This is a genomic window from Rhodococcus sp. UYP9 (assembly GCF_040547235.1).
In the GTDB taxonomy this organism is placed as follows: domain Bacteria; phylum Actinomycetota; class Actinomycetes; order Mycobacteriales; family Mycobacteriaceae; genus Rhodococcoides.
In genome coordinates this window covers 411,533-434,286 of the sequence record NZ_JBEPPH010000003.1, presented here as the reverse complement: position 1 = coordinate 434,286, position 22,754 = coordinate 411,533, and the positions used below count along the sequence as shown (strand labels likewise).

The 22,754-nt window shown below is 61.6% G+C and carries 24 protein-coding genes; 13 read left to right on the top strand and 11 right to left on the bottom strand.

Annotation, left to right across the window (positions count from 1 at the left end; genetic code table 11):
- Positions 1–4 precede the first annotated feature (4 nt).
- Entirely contained in the window at positions 5–577 is a 573-nt protein-coding gene (locus ABIB36_RS11740) for an Rv3235 family protein (protein ID WP_084346860.1), read from the bottom strand.
- Positions 578–784: 207 nt separating this feature from the next.
- Between ABIB36_RS11740 and ABIB36_RS11735 the strand changes: the two genes are divergently transcribed.
- The 5 genes from ABIB36_RS11735 to ABIB36_RS11715 all read left to right on the top strand — a co-directional run bounded on the left by ABIB36_RS11735 (position 785) and on the right by ABIB36_RS11715 (position 6,766).
- Positions 785–2,236 (top strand): WS/DGAT/MGAT family O-acyltransferase, encoded by a 1,452-nt coding sequence (locus ABIB36_RS11735; protein ID WP_354559384.1) that lies wholly within the window; start codon positions 785–787, stop codon positions 2,234–2,236.
- Positions 2,237–2,247: 11 nt separating this feature from the next.
- Positions 2,248–2,772, top strand: coding sequence for a DUF6912 family protein (locus ABIB36_RS11730; RefSeq protein ID WP_354559385.1), 525 nt, complete (start codon positions 2,248–2,250; stop codon positions 2,770–2,772).
- Between the two features lie 98 nt (positions 2,773–2,870).
- Positions 2,871–3,986, top strand: coding sequence for a ferredoxin reductase (locus ABIB36_RS11725; protein ID WP_354559386.1), 1,116 nt, complete (start codon positions 2,871–2,873; stop codon positions 3,984–3,986).
- A gap of 132 nt (positions 3,987–4,118) precedes the next feature.
- Positions 4,119–5,408, top strand: a complete 1,290-nt coding sequence (locus ABIB36_RS11720) for a fatty acid desaturase family protein (RefSeq protein ID WP_354559387.1) — start codon at positions 4,119–4,121, stop codon at positions 5,406–5,408.
- Positions 5,409–5,521: 113 nt separating this feature from the next.
- Positions 5,522–6,766 (top strand): fatty acid desaturase family protein, encoded by a 1,245-nt coding sequence (locus ABIB36_RS11715; RefSeq protein WP_354559388.1) that lies wholly within the window; start codon positions 5,522–5,524, stop codon positions 6,764–6,766.
- 42 nt (positions 6,767–6,808) lie between these two features.
- Here the strand turns inward: ABIB36_RS11715 and rsgA are convergent, their stop codons facing one another.
- From rsgA to ybaK, 3 genes are read right to left on the bottom strand one after another with little or no spacing between them, the layout of a single operon-like run.
- The gene (gene rsgA / locus ABIB36_RS11710) at positions 6,809–7,801 is read right to left on the bottom strand and encodes a ribosome small subunit-dependent GTPase A (protein WP_176224898.1); all 993 of its coding nucleotides are present in this window, start codon (positions 7,799–7,801) and stop codon (positions 6,809–6,811) included.
- Complete coding sequence (aroA, locus tag ABIB36_RS11705; RefSeq protein WP_354559389.1) at positions 7,798–9,126, bottom strand: 3-phosphoshikimate 1-carboxyvinyltransferase; 1,329 nt, start codon at positions 9,124–9,126, stop codon at positions 7,798–7,800. The genes rsgA and aroA overlap by 4 nt, the downstream gene beginning before the upstream one ends.
- Positions 9,127–9,132: 6 nt before the next feature.
- Positions 9,133–9,627 carry a Cys-tRNA(Pro) deacylase gene (ybaK, locus tag ABIB36_RS11700; protein WP_354559390.1) on the bottom strand — a complete coding sequence of 165 codons (495 nt, stop codon included), beginning with the start codon at positions 9,625–9,627 and terminating at the stop codon, positions 9,133–9,135.
- A gap of 207 nt (positions 9,628–9,834) precedes the next feature.
- Here ybaK and ABIB36_RS11695 point away from each other — a divergent pair, with 207 nt between their 5' ends.
- Positions 9,835–10,494, top strand: a complete 660-nt coding sequence (locus ABIB36_RS11695) for a sigma-70 family RNA polymerase sigma factor (RefSeq protein ID WP_354559391.1) — start codon at positions 9,835–9,837, stop codon at positions 10,492–10,494.
- Positions 10,491–10,793, top strand: coding sequence for a mycothiol system anti-sigma-R factor (rsrA, locus tag ABIB36_RS11690; protein ID WP_084346869.1), 303 nt, complete (start codon positions 10,491–10,493; stop codon positions 10,791–10,793). Before ABIB36_RS11695 ends, rsrA begins: the two co-directional genes overlap by 4 nt.
- Positions 10,794–10,885: 92 nt before the next feature.
- Here the strand turns inward: rsrA and ABIB36_RS21930 are convergent, their stop codons facing one another.
- Complete coding sequence (locus tag ABIB36_RS21930) at positions 10,886–10,960, bottom strand: 50S ribosomal protein bL37 (protein ID WP_099052202.1); 75 nt, start codon at positions 10,958–10,960, stop codon at positions 10,886–10,888.
- Positions 10,961–11,077: 117 nt separating this feature from the next.
- Between ABIB36_RS21930 and ABIB36_RS11685 the strand changes: the two genes are divergently transcribed.
- Complete coding sequence (locus ABIB36_RS11685; protein WP_084346870.1) at positions 11,078–11,293, top strand: biotin/lipoyl-binding carrier protein; 216 nt, start codon at positions 11,078–11,080, stop codon at positions 11,291–11,293.
- 18 nt (positions 11,294–11,311) lie between these two features.
- A complete protein-coding gene (locus tag ABIB36_RS11680; protein ID WP_084346871.1) occupies positions 11,312–12,790 on the top strand; it encodes a sensor histidine kinase in 1,479 nt (492 codons plus the stop codon).
- A gap of 72 nt (positions 12,791–12,862) precedes the next feature.
- Here the strand turns inward: ABIB36_RS11680 and ABIB36_RS11675 are convergent, their stop codons facing one another.
- Together ABIB36_RS11675 and ABIB36_RS11670 are read right to left on the bottom strand one after the other, a co-directional pair.
- Positions 12,863–13,117, bottom strand: coding sequence for a WhiB family transcriptional regulator (locus tag ABIB36_RS11675; protein ID WP_084346872.1), 255 nt, complete (start codon positions 13,115–13,117; stop codon positions 12,863–12,865).
- Between the two features lie 310 nt (positions 13,118–13,427).
- The gene (locus ABIB36_RS11670) at positions 13,428–14,384 is read right to left on the bottom strand and encodes a diacylglycerol/lipid kinase family protein (RefSeq protein ID WP_084346873.1); all 957 of its coding nucleotides are present in this window, start codon (positions 14,382–14,384) and stop codon (positions 13,428–13,430) included.
- A gap of 46 nt (positions 14,385–14,430) precedes the next feature.
- On the opposite strand from ABIB36_RS11670, the gene ABIB36_RS11665 reads away from it, so the two are divergent.
- A complete protein-coding gene (locus tag ABIB36_RS11665) occupies positions 14,431–14,853 on the top strand; it encodes a hypothetical protein (protein WP_354559392.1) in 423 nt (140 codons plus the stop codon).
- A 24-nt stretch (positions 14,854–14,877) separates the two neighbouring features.
- Here ABIB36_RS11665 and ABIB36_RS11660 read toward each other — a convergent pair whose 3' ends face one another.
- Together ABIB36_RS11660 and ABIB36_RS11655 are read right to left on the bottom strand one after the other, a co-directional pair.
- Positions 14,878–15,363 carry a GNAT family N-acetyltransferase gene (locus tag ABIB36_RS11660; protein WP_084346948.1) on the bottom strand — a complete coding sequence of 162 codons (486 nt, stop codon included), beginning with the start codon at positions 15,361–15,363 and terminating at the stop codon, positions 14,878–14,880.
- Between the two features lie 5 nt (positions 15,364–15,368).
- The gene (locus tag ABIB36_RS11655; protein ID WP_354559393.1) at positions 15,369–15,995 is read right to left on the bottom strand and encodes an acid phosphatase; all 627 of its coding nucleotides are present in this window, start codon (positions 15,993–15,995) and stop codon (positions 15,369–15,371) included.
- A 256-nt stretch (positions 15,996–16,251) separates the two neighbouring features.
- Between ABIB36_RS11655 and ABIB36_RS11650 the strand changes: the two genes are divergently transcribed.
- Both ABIB36_RS11650 and ABIB36_RS11645 read left to right on the top strand, forming a co-directional pair.
- Positions 16,252–17,733 (top strand): DHA2 family efflux MFS transporter permease subunit, encoded by a 1,482-nt coding sequence (locus ABIB36_RS11650; RefSeq protein WP_354559394.1) that lies wholly within the window; start codon positions 16,252–16,254, stop codon positions 17,731–17,733.
- Between the two features lie 114 nt (positions 17,734–17,847).
- Complete coding sequence (locus ABIB36_RS11645) at positions 17,848–18,648, top strand: ParA family protein (protein WP_354559395.1); 801 nt, start codon at positions 17,848–17,850, stop codon at positions 18,646–18,648.
- 20 nt (positions 18,649–18,668) lie between these two features.
- On the opposite strand, the gene ABIB36_RS11640 is transcribed toward ABIB36_RS11645, so the two are convergent.
- Complete coding sequence (locus tag ABIB36_RS11640) at positions 18,669–19,916, bottom strand: Rv3212 family protein (RefSeq protein ID WP_354559396.1); 1,248 nt, start codon at positions 19,914–19,916, stop codon at positions 18,669–18,671.
- Positions 19,917–19,927: 11 nt separating this feature from the next.
- Positions 19,928–21,538, bottom strand: a complete 1,611-nt coding sequence (locus ABIB36_RS11635) for a DEAD/DEAH box helicase (RefSeq protein ID WP_354559694.1) — start codon at positions 21,536–21,538, stop codon at positions 19,928–19,930.
- Between the two features lie 464 nt (positions 21,539–22,002).
- Between ABIB36_RS11635 and ABIB36_RS11630 the strand changes: the two genes are divergently transcribed.
- Positions 22,003–22,656 carry a ferritin-like fold-containing protein gene (locus ABIB36_RS11630; RefSeq protein ID WP_256895611.1) on the top strand — a complete coding sequence of 218 codons (654 nt, stop codon included), beginning with the start codon at positions 22,003–22,005 and terminating at the stop codon, positions 22,654–22,656.
- Positions 22,657–22,754: the final 98 nt, after the last annotated feature.

Here is a 22,754-nt window from a genome sequence, read left to right as displayed (position 1 = left end):
GACCTCAACGGATCCTGACCGAGGTGACCGTCCAGCCCGAGTGTCGCGCAGTCTTTCGATACTCGAGGCGGGCGGCCACCGCAAAGATGCGCGGTCCGCGGGCATAGGTGCCGAACACCTCCGCGGAGTTCTTCGCGCATCGACTCACGTGCACCCGTCGTAGTGACGCGGCGCCGAGACTCTGGCCGGGTGGCTGCGAATTCACAAGGGTTTTCAGCGACTCGACAACAGTGGGGGTGAACAAGGCGCCCAGCCTGGCCGTTGTTCGGCGTCTGTCGAGAATCTCCAGGATCAGTCGCAACGCGTGTTCTGCACCGCGCTGTGCGTCTTCGGAAGCCTGACGCTCGGCTGGGGTTACGACATTCGATCCAGGTGTGCCCCCGTGAGCGTGGTTGCCGAGACTTCGCTGGAAGGGGCGACGTCGCCGGCCCGACTGGCTGCCGGCGTGTACTTGCGCGAGATGGTGGTCGAGACGATTTCTGGCGTGTACGGCGGCACTTCCCGAGGCCGTCGGCGGCTCGAAAGGGCGGGCGTGCGAAAGGAATGTATGACGGTTCGGCACAGGTAGGTTGTCCATTTTCTTGCATCCCTTACGTCGCGGTATATGCATCCTCTAGTGAAAGAGACGGAACCGGAGGCCGTACGGTTCCACTGGTGTCTTTCGCGCAGCAGGTAGAAAAGGCTGTAGCGTTTTGCTTCATCCAAGTTCGATCGACATGGCCGATTCGAGTGTCGGGCAGAACCAGCAGGTACCGGCGAACGGAAACGGGGAGCAGGATTCGCGATGGCGACAAGGCTGACTACGCAGGATGCGTCTTTCTACTTTCTCGAGGCCAGCAGCACGCCCATGCATTTGGGATCGTTGGCTACCTTCCGCACACCGCGCAGCGGTTTCAGTTATGAGAATTTGCTGGAGCTTGTCGAGGAGCGTCTGGTTCTCGTGCCCCGCTATCGGCAGAAGGTTCGCGAGGTCGCATTCGGGCTGGCGCGCCCGGTATGGGTCGACGATCCGGACTTCGACATCACCTACCACATTCGTCGGTCTGCGTTACCGAAACCGGGTTCCGATGATCAGCTTCACGATTTGATTGCCCGGCTCACCTCCCGACCCCTGGACCGAACACGTCCACTATGGGAGATGTACCTCGTGGAGGGGTTGTCCAAAAACAGATTCGCCATCTTCACCAAATCGCATTCTGCTCTCGTGGACGGAGAGATGGCACTCGAGCTCGGTCAAGTCATCCTCGACGCGAGCAAGAGCCCCCCTGCCATGGCCGAGGAACTGTGGATGCCGGCACGCGAGCCCAAGGACACGACACTCGTCCTCGATGCCATCACCGAGATGATCGTTCGCCCAAGTGAAGGCATCGAAGCCGTCCGAGATGCGTTCCGCGGGATCACCGACGTGGCGAGTGAGGTCGTTGCCGCGACGGGCAAAGTGTTTTCCGCCGTGCGCACGGCGGCGCAGGTTGCTCCCGCCAGCCCGCTCAATACTCCGATATCTCGGAATCGTCGGTTTGCGGTGGCGAAGACAGAACTGTCCGACTATCGAAAGATCCACACCCGATTCGGTTGCTCGATCAACGATGTCGTACTCGCTGTGGTGACGGGTGCATTGCGCAACTGGCTTCTCTCGCGCGGCGAACCGGTGACCGAGTCGTCGACGGTTCGGGCGTTGGTGCCGATGTCGGTGTACGTCTCGAACGAAGGGGCAGGACCCGTCGAGCACGCTGCCAGGCTGACCGGTGAGCCCGAAGCCGAGGTGCCGCGCAGCGAAGTGGCGTCGTTTCTCGTGGACCTGCCGGTCGGGGAGCCCAATGCGGTCGTCCGGCTGTCCCATATTTCTCATGCGACCGAAGCTCATGCGCGACAGTCACCCGGAGTGACGGCTCAAACTCTGATGCGGATTTCGGGATTTGCTCCGGCCAGCTTGCATGCCATGGGCGCGCGAGCGGGTAGTCGACTTTCGAAGCGACTGTTCAACCTGATCATCACCAACGCTCCGGGACCGCAGTTTCCACTCTATGTGGGTGGAGCGCGCATGCTGGAGATGTACCCGGTGTCCCCGCTCTTCGAGAATCAGGCCCTCAGTATCGGTCTGACGTCGTACGACGGCTCCGTGTACTTCGGGCTGAACGCCGACCGGGGTGCGATGCCCGACGTCGACGTGGTGACAGCACTGCTACTCGAGTCTCTCGAAGAGCTGATCGATGCCAGCAACGAGTCGAGAGTGTGAGGAGTTCTACTGTGAGGGTGTACATACCGGCGACGGTTGCGATGTTGAGGACGCTGGTGGCAGACGGTGAATTCCATCCGGTGAGCAGGACCGCATTCGCGGTGACGCCGTCCCTACGAGAGGCGTATTCCTCGGGTGACGACGAGGAGTTGGCCGAGGTCGCAATGAACGAGGCCGCCAGGGCGTCGTTGCGGCTCATCGCCGCAGGCATCGAGGACGAGACCGATGCCGGGGTAGTGGACGGGGGAGTGGTGCATCGACGAGCGGTCATTGCCGCGGACGTCGAGGACCCGACGCTTCGTCCCGATCTCGACGACGCGGTCGTTCGGTTGAAGAACCCGCTGCGCATGGACGAGGTGGCGTCGGTTCACCTCGATCTGGAGAGCGCGGAGGAAGCGGTCGGAAAAGCTGTCGCGGTAGTCGACGCGGCCGACGTCGGTGATCCCGACGCAGAGTTCGTCCTCGGCGATGCCGAAGACCACATTCTGGCGTGGTACGCGACGCAGGAATTGCCGTTCTTGCTCGCGTTGCTGTGACGGCGGTGTAACCCACGTCGCTTTTGCGTTTCGTCAACCTACGGTAGCGTAACTTACAGCAACGTACCGTTGCCTCGAGCGAGGGGATGACCAACCGGATGGACCTCAAGAAGTGGCTGGAAGCCCCTGCTGCGGACGTATCTGCGCCCAAGCGGCCCAAGCTGAACATGCTGCGCGGAGCGTTCACCAGGATCACGACCCCTTTGCTTCCCGACGATTACCTGCACCTCGCCAATCCGTTGTGGTCGGCCAGAGAGCTGCGCGGACGCGTCGTGGAAGTGAAGCAGGAAACCGCCACCGCCGTGACGCTCGTCATTCAACCGGGGTGGGGCTTCAATTTCGATTACAAGCCTGGCCAGTACATCGGCATCGGTCTCCACCTCGGCGGTAGGTGGCATTGGCGGTCGTATTCGCTGACGTCACCGCCGAACTGGGACGAAAAGCGTATTTCGATCACCGTGAAGGCGATGCCCGAGGGTTTCCTCTCCAGTCACCTGGTCGGTGGAGTCCCACAGGGCACCATTGTTCGACTGGCCGCGCCGAAAGGAAATTTTGCGCTTCCGACGCCACCTCCGGACAAGATTCTGTTTCTTACGGCCGGTAGTGGCATCACGCCGGTGATCTCGATGCTGCGTGCGCTGGATCGCCATGGAGAATTGTCGGACACCGTGCACATTCACTCGGCACCTACCGAGGACGAGGTCATGTTCGCGGACGAACTCTCTGCCCTTGCCGAGGCGCATCCACAATTTCATTCGCATATTCAGCTGACACGGTCCGATGGCAAGTTCGCACTCGCCTCGCTCGACGAGCTGTACCCGGACTGGCGTGCCCGGGAGACATGGGCGTGTGGTCCCGCTTCTCTCCTCGAAGAGATCGAGCGAGTGTGGAAACACGAAGGGTTGGAAGACAAGCTTCACCTCGAGAGATTCGAGATTTCGCGCGCTGACACTTCTGGTAAGGGCGGAACGGTGACGTTCGCCAAGTCGGATCGTTCCACTGAGGTCGACGGCGCGACGAGTCTGCTCGAGGCAGGCGAAAATGTCGGTGTGCAGATGCCTTTTGGATGCCGGATGGGGATTTGTCAGACCTGCGTGGTTCCGCTGACTGCAGGCCATGTCATCGATCTCCGCTCAGGCAAACAGCACGGTGAAGGTGATCGAATTCAGACGTGCATCTCGGCCGCAGCCGGCGACTGCACTCTCGACCTGTAAACACCTGTGCGCTGCGGGGCAGCACATCTACCTCTCAGTATCTTCGGTTATTATTCGACTGGGCGCTCCGTCGCCTGACAGACATTCGGGCTAAGCCATCAGTGCTAGGCCCAGGACCCCTGGAGGACCACGATGGCCATTTCGGACATCAAGGAGTTTGCTCACCTGACCGAAGCCGATATGGAAGCCTTCGGACACGAACTCGACGCGGTACGACGTGATATCGAGGACAGTCGTGGCGCCAAGGATGCCGCCTATATCCGCCGGACCATCAGGGTGCAACGCAGTTTGGAGCTCGGAGCTCGAATTGTTCTGTTGGGCAGCAAGTATCGACCCGCTTGGTTAGCCGGAACAGCGATGCTCAGCGTTGCAAAGATCATCGAGAACATGGAGCTCGGGCACAATGTGATGCACGGGCAATGGGATTGGATGAACGATCCGGAGATTCATTCTGTCTCGTGGGAATGGGATCAGACGGGGCCGTCGGAGCAGTGGAAGCGAGCGCACAACTACTCGCATCACACGTACACGAATATCGTCGGAATGGACGACGACATCGGTTTCGGCATTCTCCGTATGACTCGTGACGAGCCATGGAAGCCGATCAACCTGATTCAGCCCTTGGCCAACGTTCTCCTTGCCATGACTTTCGAGTGGGGCATCGCCCTGCACGATCTCGATGCGAAGAAGGACCTCGACGGCGAGACGAGTCTGCCGTTCTGGAAGTCGGCGTCCAACCGACAGTTCGGCCGCAAGATCGCGCGTCAGGTAGGCAAGGATTTCGTTCTCTTTCCCGCGCTGACCGGCCCCGCGTGGAAGTCGACTTTGACTGCCAATGCGACGGCGAATCTCGTGCGCAACCTGTGGACGTACGTAGTGATCTTCTGCGGACATTTCCCCGATGGTGCGGAGAAGTTCACCATCGGCCAGTTCGAGAACGAGACTCGCGCCGAGTGGTACATGCGGCAGATGCTGGGAAGTGCAAACTTCGAGGCGGGCAAAGTCATGGCATTCATGTCGGGCAACCTGTGCTATCAGATCGAGCACCACATGTTTCCCGATCTTCCGAGCAACCGGTACGCGGAAATCTCCGAACGCGTTCATGCGCTCTGTGAGAAGTACGACCTTCCGTACACTACGGGCTCGCTGGGTAAGCAATACCTGTTGGCGCTTCGTACCATTCACAAGCTTTCGCTTCCGGACTCCTGGTTGCGGGCTACCTCCGACAATGCGCCCGAGACGAGCTCTGAGCGACGTTTCCGCACGGGCGAGCATCCTGCCGTCCATGCGCTCCGAATCGATCCGATGACCGGTGAGCGGCGAGGACTTCGTTCGGCTATCGCCGAAGCACGGGTCACCCTTCGGAACGCAAAAAAGGAAGCCAAGCGCCAGGCGAAGGCACTGCGTCGCGCAAAGGGGTAGTGAGTTCACTCACACCTACGCGCGCGTAACCTACGCAACCGTAAGTTGCGGTACGGTCGTTGCAAGAACGTGTACGAAGTGCACCTCGACGACTGCCAGGAGGGCCGTATCCTATGGCGATTTCGGAAATCAAAGAATACGCACATCTGACCGACGCCGACGTGGAAGCGCTCGGAGTCGAACTCGACGCGATACGTCGAGATATCGAGTCTTCGCGGGGCGAGCGTGACGCGAAATATATTCGCAATACGATTCGCTTTCAGCGCGCCCTCGAGATCGGTGGTCGTGCAACCCTTTTCGCGAGCCGCAAGCGTCCCGCCTGGTTGCTCGGCGCGGGACTGCTCGGCGCGGCAAAGATCATCGAGAACATGGAGCTCGGGCACAATGTGATGCACGGGCAATGGGATTGGATGAACGACCCGGAGATTCACTCCACCTCGTGGGAGTGGGACAACACCGGACCGTCCGCGCATTGGAAGCAGACCCACAACTACATTCATCACAAGTACACCAACATCCTCGGTATGGACGACGACGTCGGTTACGGGCTGCTGCGGGTGACTCGCGATCAGCGCTGGAAGCCGTTCAATCTCGGTAACCCGGTGTTCAACCTGCTGCTGCAGCTGTTCTTCGAGTACGGCGTCGCAGCCCAGCACCTCGAACTGGGCAAGGTTGCCAAGGGGCGTATTCCGCGCGAGGAGTTCGTTCAGAAGCGCCGCGAGGTTCTCGAGAAGGTCGGCAGGCAGGTCGTCAAGGACTACGTGGTGTACCCGGCTCTGACCGGTCCCGCGTGGAAGTCGACGATGACGGCGAATCTCCTTGCGAACATGATTCGCAACGTGTGGACGAACACCGTCATCTTCTGTGGTCACTTTCCCGACGGCGCCGAGAAGTTCACCAAGTCCGACATGGAGGGTGAGACTCAGGGGCAGTGGTACCTGCGTCAGATGCTCGGCAGTGCGAATTTCGACGCGGGCCCCGTCATGGAGTTCATGAGCGGAAACCTCTGCTATCAGATCGAACACCATCTGTTCCCGGATCTTCCCAGTAATCGTTTGCGGGAGATCAAGGTTCGCGTTGTGCAGCTCGCCGAGAAATACGACTTGCCGTACACCACCGGATCGATCGGCAAGCAGTATCTGTTGTCGTGGCGAACAATCGCCAAGCTCTCGCTGCCGAACAAGTATCTTCGGGCTACCGCGGACGATGCACCGGAGACAGCATCCGAACGCAAGTTCGCCAATGAGCCTGCGGGTCTGCTGACCATCGATCCCGAGACCGGGAAGCGTCGTGGCCTTGCAACGGCGATTCGTGAAGCCAGGAAGTCCCGCGGTCCGTTCGGGCGAAAAGGTAAGTGAAGTAATACTTTCGGTTCGATACCACGAACGACGTCTGGTGATCTACTGCCAGGCGTCGTTCGTGCGTACGGCCTCGAGAAGACCGCGAACGGCGCGGACGCGACGGGCGGCGTCACCGGTCAAATCATCGAGCGCACACTCGGGATCGGCGGGAGGTCCGAGATGAGTGCACCCTCGCGAGCACTCCTCGATGGCGTCGGCCAGGTCGGAGAAGGCAGCCACGACGTCGTGCGGTGAGATGTGCGCGAGGCCGAAAGATCTGATTCCCGGGGTGTCGACGACCCATCCGCCGCTGGGCAAGGGCAAGGCAACCGACTGCGTCGACGTGTGCCGTCCCTTGCCTACGCCCGATACGACGCCGACGGCGCGATGCGCGTCGGGGACGAGTCGATTGACGAGGGTGGACTTTCCGACCCCCGAGTGTCCGATCAGTGCGGTCAGTTTGCCCCGCAACGTTGCCGTCAGCTCGGTGAGATCCTCGCTTTGGCCGGCGAGAACCACAGGCACGTCCAAATCGGCGAAAGATGCGGTGAAGTCGGTCGGATCCGCCAGGTCGCTCTTGGTCAGGCACAGAATCGGTGACAGACCGCCGACGTAGGCCGCGACCAGTGCGCGCTCGACGAAGCCGGTGCGCGGCGGCGGATCGGCCAGCGCAGCGACGATGAGTAGTTGCTCGGCGTTGGCGACGACGACACGTTCGAAGGGATCGGTGTCATCGGCTGTACGGCGGAGCACCGTGCGACGCTCGGCGACGCGGACGATACGAGCGAGGGTATCGACCTTGCCGGTCAGATCTCCAACGATGTCGACGTCGTCTCCGACGACGATCGGAGTTCGCCCCAGTTCACGTGCACGCATGGTGACGACGGGCCGGTTCGGGTCACCTCCCAGAACGCATCCCCACCTGCCTCTATCGACCGCCACGACCATGGCCGATTCGGCATCGGCATGTTCGGGCCGGGTCTTGGTCCGAGGTCGTGAGCTTTTTCCCGGACGTATGCGTACGTCCGATTCGTCGTACCGGCGCGGCGTCAGGACATGGTCCCGTCGGTCTCGAGGTGCGACTGCGAACCGGCGAGCATGTCGGACCACAGGGTCTCGAACCCGGGCAACGTCTTCGCCGTGGTGCCGATGTCGTCTACCTGCACTCCGGGTACACGCAGTCCGAGTATTGCGCCCGCCGTTGCCATTCGGTGATCGGCGTATGCCTGCCAGAGTCCGGCGGTGAGGGGGACCGGCGTGATCTCGAGACCGTCGGCGGTTTCGACGGCTCTTCCGCCGAGCCTGCCGATTTCGGTTGCGAGTGCTTTCAGCCGATCGGTTTCATGGCCGCGTAGATGGGCGATCCCGCGAAGCCAGGACGGTCCATCGGCGAGCGCTGCCAGTGCTGCCACTGTCGGGGTGAGCTCGCCTACCTCGTGTAGGTCGATATCGATGCCGTGCAGCACGTCCGGTCCCGACACGACGAGGGTGCCGTCGTCGAGTTCGACCTCGGCGCCCATGGACCGAAGTATCTCGCGGATCGCATCGCCCGGTTGCGTCGTTGCGACCGGCCACTGGGGCACGCGCACTTCACCGCCGGTGACCGCAGCTGCGGCAAGAAACGGTGTGGCGTTCGACAGATCCGGTTCGATGACCCAGTGCACCGGGGCAACAGGCCCCGGGTGGACACGCCAGGTATCGGCGTCGCCGCTGTCCTGGGGGGTGTCCACTCGCACGCCGGCCTGCCTGAGCATGTGCACCGTCATATCGATGTGTGGCATCGACGGCACCGGCTTGCCTATGTGATGGATGGTGATGCCGTCGTCGAATGCTGCAGCGGACAGCATGAGACCGGACACGAACTGCGAGGACCCGGATGCGTCGATGCTGACGACGCCGCCACTCAGGCGCCCAGTGCCCGTCACGCTGAACGGGAGTGAGTCACCGTCCACCTGCGCGCCGACCGACCGTAAGGCTCCCAGGATGGTATCCAGAGGCCGCGAACGGGCCTGCTCGTCACCGTCGAAGAAGACTGCACCGTAGGCGAGCGTTGCGAGCGGTGGAACGAACCGCATGACGGTTCCGGCGAGACCACACTCGATCGAACAACCGTGCAGTGTACCGGGAACGATGTGTAGCTCGGTCGGATCGTCTTCGTCGATGTCGATCCGTACCCCGAGATCACGCAGAGCGGCGATCATCAGATCGGTGTCTCGGCTCCGCAACGTTCCCGACACCGTGGACGGCCCGGTGGCAAGAGCGGAAATGATCAGTGCCCGGTTCGTCATGGACTTGGATCCGGGCAGGATCACCGTTGCATGTACGGGCTCTGTGGTCGACGGCGCTGTCCAGGTGCTCACGCCTTCATCTTTGCGCATCGACGTTCACTCCGTCGCGATGGGAGCAGTGACCGCCTTGCAGAGCCGAACCAGTTCGCTGGGATCGAGCTCGATTTCCAGTCCGCGCCTACCTCCACTGCACAGCACCCGGTCCCACGATAGTGCCGAGTCGTCGACGACGGTGGCCAACGCCCGCCGTTGCCCCAGCGGTGAAATCCCACCGAGCACGTACCCGGTCGATCGCTCTGCCTGAGCCCGATCGGCCATGGTCACCTTGCGAGTGCCGAGGGCAGCCGCTGCACTTTTGAGGGACAGCGTCGTGGTGACGGGTAGTACTGCAATCGCAAGGGTGCGGTCGGTGCACTCGACCACCAGGGTTTTGAAAATCTGCCCACGCGCCAGTCCGAGTCGCGCGGTCAGAATGTCTGCGGCTTCGGTCCCGTACGAGGAGGAGTTCGGGTCGTGCTCGTAACTGTGCAATCGGTGATGCACTTTCGCCTGGGTCAGCAGCGTGACGGCAGGAGTGGGGGCGGCGCGCATGCGCGCAACCCTATCGACGTCGTCGTCGAACTGGGCTCGAGGGAACACGTGGCGCCGCGTCGGTGTTGAACACGCAAGAATCTCTAGCTGGGAAGGAAGGGATCTGCTGTGACGGTTTCGACAACAGAGCGCCCCTCGCGTACACCTGTCGGTAACGAAGCGATCTACGTTTTGGGGCTGCCCTCGCCCGCGGTAACCTGGTCGAACATGGCTACCGAAGGGATCAGCGTGGAGGAAGTCGAGCCGAAAGCTCAGGCGACAGCTGAATCGGCGACCGAGCTGACCGAGCGTTTCGAACGTGACGCGCTCCCGATGCTGGATCAGCTGTACGGTGCAGCACTGCGAATGACCCGCAACCCTGCCGATGCAGAGGATCTGGTTCAAGAAACGTACGTCAAGGCGTACACGGCGTTCAGGTCGTTCCGTGAGGGCACGAACCTCAAGGCGTGGCTGTATCGCATCTTGACCAATACCTACATCAACTCTTATCGCAAGAAGCAACGCCAGCCGGCTCAATATCCGACCGACGAGATCACGGATTGGCAGTTGGCCGCCACCGCCGAGCACTCGTCCATCGGTTTGCGTTCTGCCGAGGTGGAAGCGTTGGACGCCCTTCCCGACGACGACATCAAGGCCGCGTTGCAATCTCTGCCCGAGGACTTCCGAATGGCTGTGTACTACGCAGACGTGGAAGGTTTTCCCTACAAGGAGATCGCCGAGATCATGGGAACGCCGATCGGAACGGTGATGTCGCGTTTGCATCGTGGACGTAAGCAACTGAGGGGCTTGCTCGCTGGTGTGGCCCGAGAGCGTGGATTCAACCGCAACGGCGCGGTCGATGCGTACGAGCAGGAGGTGTCGAAGTGACGTCCGAGGCAACTCCCGACGATGCGGGGCAAAGCGAGTTCGACAATCTCGACTGCTCGGCGGTGATCGCCGATGTATGGCTGATGCTCGACGACGAGTGCGACGACGCCAGTCGGCAGCGTCTACAGAAGCACATAGACGAGTGCGGGTCGTGCTTCGCGGCCTACGGTATCGAGGAGAAGGTCAAGAACCTGATCAGCCGTAAATGTGGTGGAGATCAAGCTCCGAGTGGTCTGCGCGAGCGCCTCAGCATCGAGATCCGCAGAACGGTCCTTATTCGGCAATCCGAATCCGACTGAGGCTTCAAGGACTACGTCGATTCGATAGAAAACGGAAAAAGGCCAGGGAGCGTTTCAAGCTCCCTGGCCTTTCTCGGTTCTCGGTCCGAGCGTCAGCTGTTCGGACGCTTGCCGTGATTTGCCTTGTTGTTCTTGCGACTGCGCTTCTTACGCCCACGCTTACCCATGTGTAGCTCCTCTCGTATGTTCACTACAGTCTTTCACGTGTGATTGGCTGTCCTTCTACGGGTGCCTGATGAGTTGACGGTGCTTGTGGTGTGGATCACTGAGCGAGAGGAAAATTCATGGCCGAAGACGTGCGGGCAGAGATGGTGTCGACTGTCTTCGAGATCGTTGTAGCTGAGGGGGACACAGTCGCTCACGGAGACACTCTCGTGGTTCTCGAATCGATGAAGATGGAGATTCCGGTGCTGGCCGAAATTGCGGGCACCGTAACCAAAATCGACGTGAAAGTCGGTGATGTCATCAAACAAGGTGATCTCATCGCAGTGGTGTCCTGAGCCCAGTCGCCGTTCACCGTGTCGACTCTCAGTGACCTTCTTGCCGAGCACACCGATCTTCCCGGGGATGCCGTCGATCATTTGCAGCGAGTGGTCGGGGAGTGGCAGCTTCTGGCCGACCTGTCCTTTGCCGATCTGTTGCTGTGGGTCGGCACCGGCAACGCGGCCGATCGCCCCGATGCCGAAGTGCTCTGCGTTGCCCAGTGCAGGCCGACAACGGCTTCCACTGCCTTCACCGAGGACATGGTGGGGTCGATCGTGTCGGAGTCGCAACACCCGACCGTGATCGACTCGTTGATCACCCGCGACATCGTCCGCGGCGGTGCTTCCGGTACCGAAAGCGTGCCGGTGAGGTGTGGTGACCACGTCATCGCCGTCCTCACTCGCGATATCAACCCTGCCCAGCAGCGGCCACCCAGCGCGCTGGAGAGCGCATACCGAGAATGTGCCGACGACCTCTGCCGGATGATCAGTGAAGGAACGTTTCCGACGCCGGCCGAACGCACCGACGTGAACTCGTCTCCGCGTGCAGGTGACGGCTTCATTCGGCTCGACACCGATGGGCGGGTTGTCTATGCCAGCCCCAACGCACTGTCGGCGTATCACCGGATGGGTTTGGCGACCGAGCTTTCGGGCCGAGATCTTGCCTCGGTGACGCGTTCCTTGATCACCGACCCGTTCGATTCCCAGGAGGTGGCCGACCACATTGCGGCCTCCACTTCGGGGGATGCGGGTCATCGCATGGAAGTCGATGCGCGCGGCGCGACCGTACTGATTCGAACCCTTCCGCTCCGACCTCGCGGTGAGTTCGTCGGTGCAATAGTGCTGGTGCGCGACGTCACCGAAGTCAAACGCCGCGATCGTGCTCTGCTGAGTAAAGATGCGACCATCCGCGAGATTCATCATCGGGTGAAGAACAACTTGCAGACTGTCGCTGCACTGTTACGGCTGCAGTCCAGACGGTTGGAGAACGAAGAGGCGCGCACCGCGCTGTCGGAATCGGTGCGCAGGGTGACCTCGATCGCACTGGTTCACGAAATGCTCTCGATGTCGGTGGACGAGGAAGTCGACCTCGACGAAATAGTCGACCGGTTGGTGCCCATCATGTTGGACATTGCGACAGTCAATCCGCGCGTTCGCGTCGTGCGGGAGGGTGCGCTGGGGGTCTTTTCCGCCGAACGCGCAACGCCATTGGTCATGGTGCTGGCAGAGCTCGTCCAGAACGCCATGGAGCACGGTTTCGTGGAAAGTGCCGATGGAGTGGTCCGCATCACGGCCGACCGATCGGCGCGGTGGCTCGACGTCGTGGTCCACGACGACGGTCCAGGCCTGCCTCCTGGCTTCTCCTTGGAGACCTCCGAGGGACTTGGGCTGCAAATCGTGCGGACGCTCGTCTCGGCAGAGTTGGGTGGGTCGTTGGGGCTGCACCGCGCCACAGGCGGCGGAACCGATGCCTCGCTTCGCGTGCCTTTGGGCAGACGCGGTCCGCGGATCTGATTGGAGCGAGTGCGCAGAAAAAACTCGGTCCGATACGGACCGAGTTTTTGCCTGCTCTTGTTCCTGGGAACGTTAGACGGAGCTACGTGCTCGCGTGCGAGCATTACGACGCTTGAGTGCGCGACGCTCGTCTTCGCTCATACCGCCCCACACGCCCGCATCCTGGCCGGACTCGAGTGCCCATGACAGGCACTCAGCCGTGACAGGGCATCGCGTGCAGACGACTTTGGCATCGGCGATTTGTGCGAGTGCCGGGCCACTGTTTCCCACGGGGAAAAATAGTTCCGGGTCTTCGTCGCGACAAATAGCGTTGTGGCGCCAGTCCATCCTCTGCTCCTTACCGGGCGCCGAAGCACCGTTTTCCGTTTCATTGATGTTCGCGAGTGCGTAACCAATGTTTCCGCTCTGTTGCTTGTGAATGCTTTCACGAACTCAGGGGAAGTCAATAGATTGCCGCGTGACCGTGGTCAAGCTCACTCTGTTAGGCTGCTTCAAGCCTCCTGTGCTCCTTTGTACCCTTCACAGTGAGATCTGGCTATCCTCCGTTGTCGCTGCTGTGGTAAACGTGTCAGAAAACAGGCGGACGAGTCTTGCCTGACGAGGGTGAAGCTGCCTTCTCCGCCCGTCGGCGCAGAGGTCATTCGGACGGCGGGGCTATGACTTCCAGTGCGGACGGAGTTGCGAAGAATTCGGCTTCGGTGCGCTCCCCGAGGTAATCGCCGTCCATCTGCAGGCCGATCGGTTCGGTCGAAGTAATCTTGATTCGAGGCACGTCGTCAATGCGAAAGAGATTGCGAGACTTGGGTTCTGCGCCTGCAGATAGAAGTTGTCGCGACACCAGCAGGCTGGGTACCACCTTGGTCGTCCGCATGGCGAACAAGCCGAGTCCGGTATCGAACGTCGTTCCGGGATTGGTGTGAACCGGCCTGGCATTGAGATAGGTCCACGGACTCGAATTGGAAACGAAGGCGTAATGCACGCCGGTGATCGGGTCGCGGCCCGGCACCTCGACGGTCAACATCGGCTCGTGACGCTTGTGCCGAAAGAACTCACGGACGGCCGCCCGAACGTAGTGAGTGGCAGAAACGGGGCGTCCGTCCTTGCGGCTCGCGTCGATCGCGCGACATACGTCGGCATCGAGTCCGAGGCCTGCGTTGAATGTGAACCACCGGTTGTCGCAGTGGGCGAGGCCGATCGTCCGTCTCGACCGCGACGCAAGAAGCTCGATGAGCTGATTCGTGGCAGCCACCGGGTCGGGTTCGATTCCCAGGGAGCGGGCGAAGACATTGGCACTGCCTCCAGGCACCACGGCCAAAGCCGGGATGGCCCCGATCGTTACCGACCGCATCGACGTCGGTAACGGAACACCGAGAAGCCCGTTGATGACCTCGTTCACCGTGCCGTCACCACCGTGGACGATAACCAGGCCCATACCGTCCTCCCGAGCTTCGCGTGCCAGTTCGGCCGCGTGATCTCGGTGCGTGGTGTGGGCGACCGTGACTCGGACCCGGCTCGACAGCGCATGCGCCAACAGGTCACGGGCAGCAGGAGTGGTCGATGTCGCATTGGGGTTGACGATCAGAAGCGCGCGCACGGGGCATCAGCCTAGCGGTCCGACGGCGGTGTTCTAGGCTGGCCGGGTGTCAACGCCTTCGCAGCCACTGGTGCCGCCTTCGACCTTCCGGTCCGCCGGGGTGCTCGTCGCCCTCCAAGGGCTTGTCGCGTTGGTCGTTGCCGTAGTTCTACTTGTGCGCGCTGTCGGTGGCGTCGAGGATTCCGCCGCGAACGGCTACGGAACCGCTGGATGGTTCGCAGTGGTCGGGGTGGCCGTCGGAGCTGCGGGTGGGGCGCTGGTGGCGGGTAAGCGTTGGGCGCGGGCCATCGCTCTTGTCGTGCAGTTTCTCCTCTTGCCTGTTGTCTGGTCACTGCTCACCGACTCCCACCAGCCGCTGTACGGCGCGTTACTCGGTCTTGTCGTGGTGGCAATCTTGGTGCTGCTCTTCAGTCCACCGTCGTCGAGATGGATGGCCGCCGAGTACGGGGACGTCGACGAAGAAATGTAGACGGCACTCGGTAAGCCGGCCCGACTACGCGCTGGAGCTGGACGTGTTCGCGAGTGCAGCCAGTGCATCGCCGGTCATCCGGAACGTCGTCCACTCGTCCTGAGCAACTGCGCCGAGTGAGCGGTAGAAGCCGATCGACGGGGTGTTCCAATCGAGCACCCACCAGCTCAACCGGGTGTACCCCTTCTCGATGCACTCCGTAGCCAGTGCGGCGAGTAGTGCTCTGCCATGACCCGCTCCGCGAAATGCGGGTTTGACGTAGAGGTCTTCGAGATAGATTCCATTGACGCCATCCCAGGTGGAGAAGTTCAGGAACCACAGAGCTACTCCCACGATCTCGCCGTCACTCTCGGCGACGTGGGCGAACACCGAAGGTGCTGGGCCGAACAGAGCGGCAGCGATCTGCTCGGGTTTCACCGTGCAGTGTTCGAGCGATTCCTCGTAGTCGGCCAGTTCGTACACGAGCCCGGTGATGGCTTCGACATCGTCCTCTTTCGCCCGTCGGATCATGCTGCTCACGGCTTCTTTCTCCCGGTTCGCACCGACGGATTGATGTTGTGGACGACGAGCTGTCGATACGAATGATCGAAGCCCAGCACCGAGTACGCCGCAGGAGCCATTGCGAACCGTTTCCCCTCGGCGACAGGCAGTTCCAACCATCGAGTGAGCAACGCCCGCGAGAAATGACCATGTCCGACGAGGACGACGTCTCGCTCGTCCAAGACCGGCAGCACGACCGAGAGGACGAGATCGGCTCGCGAGCCGAAGTCGTCGATCGACTCGCCGTGTGGGCACGGGTGCGTCCATACGGTCCAGTGCGGCACGGTTGACCGAATTTCGGGCGAGGTCAATCCCTCGTAGTCTCCGTAGTCGACTTCGGAGAGCGCGTCCCACTCGCGGTCGACCGTTAGTCCGGCGAGCTGTGAGGTTCGCTGCGCCCGCCCGCGAGGGCTCGACAGGACCAGCGGGTCGCGCAGTTCGAGTTCCTCGACGAGTTCGCCTGCAGCAACGGCCTGCTGCTCGCCGACTGCTGTCAAGGGAACGTCCGTGGTTCCCGTATGCCGGCCACTGGTGGCCCATTCGGTTTCGCCGTGCCGGAGGAGCACGACCCGGCCGGTGGTGCCGGAATTGGAGATGGTCATACCCGCAATGATGCCGTGTCGGGTTTCACAGTCCACACGGTGGATCCGCCGGTAAAACCGATTGAGCGTAGTGCGGCGACAGGGAATACTGATCAGGCTTTGTTCGTCAGCACACACTCCACTCCAGTCTCGAGCCGTGCCTGACGTATATGCCAGAACTCGCACCAAGATTCGACGATGCTTTCGCGTGACGCTGCGCGATTCGGCCCGGTGCGAATACACCACAGCGCTCGCCTACGCGAAGGACTCTCGATCTATGACGAAGCCAGGAATATCGCCGCCGACTCCCGCTTCCTCGGGAAAACTCGATTCGGCTGTGCTGAAAGTCGCTGGAGTCGTGGTTTTGGGCGCGATCATGTCGATACTCGACGTCACCGTGGTCAGTGTTGCGCTACCGACGTTCATGGAAGTCTTCGACGCTACGTATGCCACCGTGGCATGGACGATGACGGGCTATACACTCGCGCTCGCCACCGTGATTCCTCTGACGGGCTGGGCAGCAGACCGATTCGGAACCAAGCGCCTCTACATCACCGCATTGATTCTGTTCGTTCTCGGCTCGGTGCTGTGCAGCTTTGCGTGGGACATCACCACGCTGATCGCGTTCCGAGTGCTCCAAGGACTCGGCGGTGGCATGCTGATGCCGCTCGGCATGACGATCATGACTCGGGCAGCTGGGCCGGAGCGTATCGGCCGTGTCATGGCAGTCCTCGGAGTCCCGATGTTGCTCGGTCCTATCAGTGGTCCGATTCTCGGTGGTTGGTTGATCGAAACAGCAAGCTGGCACTGGATCTTTCTGATCAACGTTCCGATCGGTGCGATCGCACTCGTCGCTGCGATCACGATCTTTCCGAAGGACAAGCCGACGCCGTCTGAGTCCTTCGATTTCCTCGGCATGTTGATGCTGTCGCCGGGTCTTGCCCTCTTCTTGTTCGGGGTGTCGTCCATCCCCGAGACCGGCACGATTCTGTCGGCACGGGTGTTGGTGTCGGCGATCGCGGGGCTGGCTCTGATCGGCCTGTTCGTGCTCCACGCGCTGCGCACCGAGCATCCCTTGATCGACCTGCGCCTGTTTGCCAACAAATCGCTGACCGTCGCGGTCGTCACGATGACGCTGTTCACCGTTGCCTTCATGGGCGCGGGATTGCTCTTCCCCAGCTACTTCCTACAGATTCGGGGTGAGACCACACTCGCTGCCGGCCTTCTTCTTGCACCCCAAGGCATCGGTGCAATGCTCACCATGCCGCTCGCGGGGACGCTTGCAGACCGGATAGGACCCGGGAAGGTCGTGCTCGTCGGAATGGTGTTCATCTCTGCCGGGATGGCCGTCTTCACGCAGGTCGGCCCGGACACCTCGTATGTCCTTCTGTTGGGCGCACTGTTCGTGATGGGCATGGGACTCGGATCCACGATGATGCCGATCATGACTGCCGCGCTGCAGACGCTCACCCATCACGAGGTTGCGCGTGGATCGACATTGATGAACATCGTGCAGCAGACAGCAGGGTCCATCGGCACGGCCGTCATGTCCGTGGTGCTGACCAATCAGATCAAGAACGTTGCACAAGCGACGTCTCCGGCCGATGCACTCGACATCTCCGCGAGCGCCTTCGGCACGACGTTCACGGTGGCGCTCGTCCTCATCTTGCTGACTTTCGTACCGGCATACTTCCTTCCGCGCAAGAAGATCGAGGCGCGCGTGGACGTGGATACCGAGACCCCGGTGATGCTGCACTGAGTTCGTTCCAAGGACGGTTCATTCCCGCGATGTGGGCGCATCGAATTCGGTTTCGACGCGCCCACATTCGCGTTTGCCTGGCTCTGGCGTGTTTTGTGCGCAAGGATCGCAGGTGTGACGACAGTACTGGCAGTGGCCAACCAGAAGGGTGGCGTCGCAAAGACGACGACGGTTGCGTCGCTGGCGGCTGCACTTCACGCGCTCGACCAGCGTGTTCTCGTGGTCGATCTCGATCCGCAGGGGTGCCTGACGTTTTCGTTGGGTCACAACCCCGACAAACTCGATTCGTCCGTGCACGAAGTCCTCACCGGAGACAAAGATGTTTCCGACGTGCTTATCGAGACTGACGAGGGCATCATGCTGCTGCCCGCGACGATCGATCTTGCCGGTGCCGAAGCGTTGCTTCTCATGCGTCCGGGACGAGAATATGCCCTCAAGCGGGCGCTGGCGCCGGTGATCGACAATTTCGACGTCGTCATCATCGACTGCCCTCCGTCGCTGGGGGTGTTGACCCTCAACGGCCTTACCGCAGCCCAATCGGTGCTCGTTCCACTGCAATGTGAAACTCTCGCGCATCGTGGTGTCGGACAGTTACTTCGGACCGTCTCGGAGATCCAACAGATCACCAATCCTGATCTGACTCTGCTGGGTGCTTTGCCGACTCTGTTCGATGCGCGGACCACCCACAGCAGGGATGTGCTCGGCGACGTGTCCGATCGATACGATCTGCCGGTTCTGTCACCACCGATCCCGCGGACTGTCCGGTTCGCGGAGGCTACGGCTTCAGGGTCGACGGTGCTGTCGGGACGAAAGAGCAAGGGCGCGCAGGCATATCGCGAACTTGCAGCGAATCTCCTGGCACATTGGCAGCACGGGGCGGCATTGGCCACTTATTCTCCGAACACACCGGACTGATCGGTTTCGGTAGCACCGCTTCAGCGTGCCGATAGTGCAACGAGGTCGTCCCCGCGCTGCTCGATGACGACATCGCCGATCACCGACATGCCCACAGGGCCGGTGTAGCCGGCCCTGTCGACGTCCAAGGTCCGTTCCACGGTCCCCTTGGCGGGGTCGATCACTGCTGTTCCGCCGGGTACCGGAACCAGTAGCCGGCCGCCCATGACCGTGCCGGGTCCGAGTGCGCCGGCGATCGACCACATCGGGGCCAGATCAGTCAATCCGAGCGCCACAGTTCCACTCCCAGTCCACCAACTGAAGACCGATGCGGCCTTGACTACTGCTTCGGCTGTGGGGGAGCGGTAGTTGTCGACGACTGCGGCAGGAAGGTCGAACTCGGCCAAGGGCTGTGCGTTTCCGTCGAAGACTGCAACTCTCGGTGTTTGTGCGGAATGTGCTGGAATTGCCACTGCCACACGGTCACCCGAGGCGACGAGAATCGATGCGCCGGCGATGGGGCCGTCGGATCCTATCAACGCCGCCACGACGGAAGAACCGTATTCCTCCGGCTGCTGGGCATCCTTCGGGGCTGGATTCATCGTTGTCAGTCGCGCCCCGGACTCGCCTGGGCACTGCTCGAGAACTGCGACGCGAGAACTGTTGGAAGCGGAGGACAGAAGGGTGCAACCAGATCTGGGTTGACCATTTGGGTTGACCGGTGCGTCGACGCGACCGTATTCGAGTGTTCGGACCAGGTCCGAGCGCCATAGCTCCATTCGAGTGTCACCGCGGGAGGTGACGTAAGTTCCGTCCTCGCTCAGCACGATATTCGCATCAGCGTCACTGCTACGTTGAGCTTTCCGCATACCACTGGAGCTGTCGAGTTCGGTGACCTGCGAGCAACCCCTGGCGTCCCGATAGACCGCGACGATCGTATTCCACGCATCCGTAACGGCACACAGCTCTCGATCTCGGATATAGCTCCATGCAATCGAGCCATCGAGCGGGTCCCGACCGGAGACAGTGCCACCGTCGCCCGTGACGACGGCACCGCCTGTGGTGACCGGTGCCGACGTGACCGGACTCGACGCACGCCAAGTCTCGGTCAGCGCGTCTGGAATCGACGTTGCCACATTCGCTTGGGGCAAAGGAGATTCCGCAGGGGCGGATGTCGTGCCGTGCGCGTCGCTTCGGAGCCACACAACTCCGAGAACGAGCACGGTCACGACTGCGATCGCTAAGGCGACGGCGATATCCGACCGGCGCCGACGTTCGGGTGCAAGCACAGCTTGAGAGACTACTCCGACGCGGCCGCACCGGACGATGCCGACGCGGAGGAGCGGCGACGCCGTCGTCTACGTGGGGCAACCGTCGTTTCTGTCCCTGTGTCACCGGTCGATTCGGTGGCTACCGAGCCGGAGGTGTCAGCGACGGAATCCGCCTCTCCGGCCGCGGGCTTACCCGCTCTGGTTCGCGAACGAGAGCGGGAGCGGCGAGGCTTGGAAGCATGCGGCTCCGCATCGGCGTCGGTACTTTCCGGTCCCTTGTCCTTCGAGGTCTCATCGGTCGACGCGCTACCGTTCGAGTCCTTGGGGGCCTTGGCCTCGGAGGTCTTGTGGACTGTGCTGCCGACACCGGTAGGGATGTCGAGTTCTTCGAACAGGTGCGGGCTGCTCGAGTAGGTCTCGACGGGGTCGGGTGTCCCCAGATCGAGGGCTTTGTCGATGAGCTGCCACCGGGGGATGTCGTCCCAATCGACCAACGTCACAGCGATGCCGGTACGGCCTGCGCGGCCCGTACGGCCGATGCGGTGAACGTACGTCTTCTCGTCCTCTGGGCACTGGTAGTTGATGACGTGCGTGACGTCGTCGATATCGATGCCTCGGGCGGCCACATCGGTGGCTACGAGAACGTCGATTCCACCGGTGCGGAACTTCTTCAACGCTTTTTCGCGCTGGACCTGCCCGAGGTCACCGTGCACCGAACCGACGGCGAACCCGCGTTCTGCGAGCTCGTCTGCGACTTTCTGGGCGGTGCGCTTGGTGCGGGTGAAGATCATGGTTGCGCCGCGGCCGTTTGCTTGGAGCACCTTGGTCACCATCTCGACCTTGTCGAGTGCGTGAGCTCGGTAGACGTGCTGAGCGGTGCGATCGTGCACTGCCGACGACTCGGCTTCTTCGGCGCGGATATGAGTTGGCTGGGTGAGGAACGTACGGGCGAGGGTGATGATCGGTCCCGGCATCGTCGCCGAGAACAGCATCGTCTGCCTTTTGTCCGGGACCATTCCGAGAATGCGTTCGATGTCCGGCAGGAACCCGAGATCGAGCATCTCGTCGGCCTCGTCGAGTACCAGGACGCCGATCTTGCCCAGAATCAGGTGACCCTGCTTGGCGAGGTCCAACAGACGTCCCGGGGTGCCGACGACGACGTCGACGCCGTTCTGCAGGGCACTGATCTGTGCCTCGTAGGGGCGACCGCCGTAGATCGAGAGCACCTTGACAGGTCCAGTCGTCGAGCGGAGATGTTTGGCAGCATTCTGGAGGTCGGAGGTGACCTGCACGCACAGTTCGCGGGTAGGCACGATGATGAGCGCCCGCGGGGTGCCGTCGAGAGCCGTTGTGCCGGAGTCCGATGTGGAGATGCGCTGCAGCAGAGGAACGCCGAACCCGAAGGTCTTGCCCATTCCGGTGCGGGCCTGACCGATGAGGTCGTCGCCGGCGAGAGCCAGTGGGAGGGTCAGCTCCTGGATTGCGAAGGTCCGCTCGATCCCGATGTCCTTCAGGGATCGGACGATCTCCTCGCGCACGCCCAGTTCGGCGAAGGTCGGGGGTACGTGCGTGTCGTCGAGCTGGGCGGACAACGTCGTGTCGCCGGTCTCGTCTTCTTGGTCGATGATGATCTTGCTCAGGGGTCTGGCCTTCCTCGTATCGAGAACGTACGCACAAGGAAGGGCACAGGCCTATTGCCGGCCGAAGTCGATGCCCTCAATCCGATGTGATGTCGCGTCGAGCCTCAGCCGCGATCGTGTTCGGGCCCGAACACGATGGGCGAAGCAGTCGTAGCGACCCGGATCAGGTGCGCACACATTGTCACTGATCTCCGCGTGAGTCGGTCCGTATCGATCGGTCCGTGCAGTGATCTGATCACCATGGTAGCTTGCCGAACTCCCATCCTGTGTATCGAGTGATTTTCAATGCCTTCGCGACTGCGCGCGCAACCCGACACCCATCGTCGGTCTGCGCTGAAGCATCGATCCTGACGCGACTACGATCGTGTTCCATGGGAGCTCATTCGTCTGATCTATCGACCGCTGCTCTGTCTGCCTCGGCGTCACCCACGGAGGACCCGTCCGATTCCGGAGGTTCATCCGAGATGACGTTGGTCGCATACGACCACCCCGGAATATCGGATCTCTTCGCGGTGCTGGCGTACGGCGAAATTTCCGCGTTCTATCGGCTGGCCGAGGACGCCCGGATGGCTCCGTCGATGCAGGGTCGTGTCGCGCTGGCAAGTATGGCGGCGGCGGAAATGAACCACTTCGAAACTGTGGTCGGGGCACTGTCGGACCGAGGAGTGGACGTCTATACCGCGATGGACCCTTTCGTCCGCGCACTCGACGAATACCACGCTTCGACGAACCCCTCGACGTGGATGGAAGCTCTGGTCAAAGCCTACGTCGGCGACGGAATTGCGGCCGACTTCTACCGCGAGATCGCCCACACACTCGATCCTAGCGTCGCGCGGATCGTCCGCGAGGTTCTCGCCGAGACCGGTCATTCGGAATTCGTGGTTCACGAGGTCGCGGTCCGGGTACAGGAAAGCTCTCAGGACAAGGCGCGCTTGATGTTGTGGGGCCGGCGACTACTCGGTGAAGCGATCACCCAGGCGCAGTACGTGTTGGCGCAGCGCGAGAGCCTCACCGACTTGGTGATCGCGGTATCGGGCGATCTCAACGGTGTCGCAGCGTTGTTCGATCGGATGCAGGAGCAGCACTCGAAACGGATGCGCGTGCTCGGGCTCGTCTAGCAGAGAACCTGGTGTTCGCTGACAGCACAGGCGCGAGTTGGGCTCCGGAGGTGTCGGCTGCACTAGCCTGGATGAAGCAGCCTTAGTTGTCTATGAGT

Bases quoted from the DNA above. Each gene is read 5' to 3' on its own strand.
- ABIB36_RS11740 (WP_084346860.1), bottom strand. From the start codon at position 577: ATGGACAACCTACCTGTGCCGAACCGTCATACATTCCTTTCGCACGCC.
- ABIB36_RS11725 (WP_354559386.1), top strand. From the start codon at position 2,871: ATGGACCTCAAGAAGTGGCTGGAAGCCCCTGCTGCGGACGTATCTGCG.
- ABIB36_RS11720 (WP_354559387.1), top strand. From the start codon at position 4,119: ATGGCCATTTCGGACATCAAGGAGTTTGCTCACCTGACCGAAGCCGAT.
- ABIB36_RS11685 (WP_084346870.1), top strand. From the start codon at position 11,078: ATGGCCGAAGACGTGCGGGCAGAGATGGTGTCGACTGTCTTCGAGATC.
- ABIB36_RS11630 (WP_256895611.1), top strand. From the start codon at position 22,003: ATGACGTTGGTCGCATACGACCACCCCGGAATATCGGATCTCTTCGCG.
- ABIB36_RS11715 (WP_354559388.1), top strand. From the start codon at position 5,522: ATGGCGATTTCGGAAATCAAAGAATACGCACATCTGACCGACGCCGAC.
- aroA (WP_354559389.1), bottom strand. From the start codon at position 9,126: ATGCGCAAAGATGAAGGCGTGAGCACCTGGACAGCGCCGTCGACCACA.
- ABIB36_RS11660 (WP_084346948.1), bottom strand. From the start codon at position 15,363: ATGATCCGACGGGCGAAAGAGGACGATGTCGAAGCCATCACCGGGCTC.
- ABIB36_RS11735 (WP_354559384.1), top strand. From the start codon at position 785: ATGGCGACAAGGCTGACTACGCAGGATGCGTCTTTCTACTTTCTCGAG.
- ybaK (WP_354559390.1), bottom strand. From the start codon at position 9,627: ATGCGCGCCGCCCCCACTCCTGCCGTCACGCTGCTGACCCAGGCGAAA.
- ABIB36_RS11650 (WP_354559394.1), top strand. From the start codon at position 16,252: ATGACGAAGCCAGGAATATCGCCGCCGACTCCCGCTTCCTCGGGAAAA.
- ABIB36_RS11675 (WP_084346872.1), bottom strand. From the start codon at position 13,117: ATGGACTGGCGCCACAACGCTATTTGTCGCGACGAAGACCCGGAACTA.
- ABIB36_RS11695 (WP_354559391.1), top strand. From the start codon at position 9,835: ATGGCTACCGAAGGGATCAGCGTGGAGGAAGTCGAGCCGAAAGCTCAG.
- ABIB36_RS11655 (WP_354559393.1), bottom strand. From the start codon at position 15,995: ATGACCATCTCCAATTCCGGCACCACCGGCCGGGTCGTGCTCCTCCGG.